At 59.3% G+C, this 779-nt stretch carries 1 protein-coding gene; it reads left to right on the top strand.

The annotated features are described in order from the left end of the window. Positions 1 to 77: 77 nt before the first annotated feature. Positions 78 to 593 carry a peptide deformylase gene (gene def / locus XpopCFBP1817_RS20965; RefSeq protein WP_128418498.1) on the top strand — a complete coding sequence of 172 codons (516 nt, stop codon included), beginning with the start codon at positions 78 to 80 and terminating at the stop codon, positions 591 to 593. The last annotated feature ends 186 nt before the right edge of the window (positions 594 to 779 follow it).

A 779-nucleotide genomic window follows, 5' to 3' on the forward strand; every position in this document is an offset into this window, starting at 1 on the left:
TTAGGGAAAATTGCTCTGGTGTGATCTCCATACCCGATAGTTTACTCGCTCAGGCCATTAGTGTTAACAGGCCCTAGATGATGCGCGAGATTATCCGCATGGGCGACAAACGCCTGCTGCGTGTGGCGCTACCGGTCACCAACCTGGGCAGTGCCGCGCTGCACACCCTGGTGGACGACATGTTCGAGACCATGGACGCTGCGCGCGGCGTCGGTCTGGCCGCGCCGCAGATCGCGGTGGATCTGCAATTGATGGTGTTCGGTTTCGAGGCCAGCGAGCGCTACCCCGAAGCGCCGACGGTGCCGCGGACCGCAGTGGCGAATGCGCAGATCGAACCGCTGTCGGACGAGATGGAAAACGGGTGGGAAGGCTGCCTGTCCATTCCAGGCCTGCGCGCGGTGATTCCACGCTATCGCTTCATTCGCTATCGCGGTTTCACGCCCGATGGCAGCCCGATCGAACGCGAAGCCGAAGGCTTCCACGCGCGTGTGGTGCAGCATGAATACGATCACCTGGTCGGCCGCCTGTATCCCTCGCGTATCGAAAACTTCGACACCTTCGGCTTCGAAGACGTGTTGTCTTACGAGTTGTAAGGCAGCGATCAACGTGTGCGTTCACTCCTCGACTGCGCTTTTTTGTCGACGCGATACGGCACTGCACTCCGCATGTAACATGGGCGCCTTGCGGCGCCCTTGTCTTACTTACGGGCACCTCGAACAACCAAGTCGTAGCCGTGGTGACACGCACTGGATGATGACCATACCTTCAAAAAATCAGCG

This window comes from Xanthomonas populi, assembly GCF_002940065.1.
Taxonomy (GTDB): Bacteria; Pseudomonadota; Gammaproteobacteria; order Xanthomonadales; family Xanthomonadaceae; genus Xanthomonas; species Xanthomonas populi.

Excerpts from the sequence above, each read along its gene's own strand:
- def (WP_128418498.1), top strand. The coding sequence starts at position 78 with ATGATGCGCGAGATTATCCGCATGGGCGACAAACGCCTGCTGCGTGTG.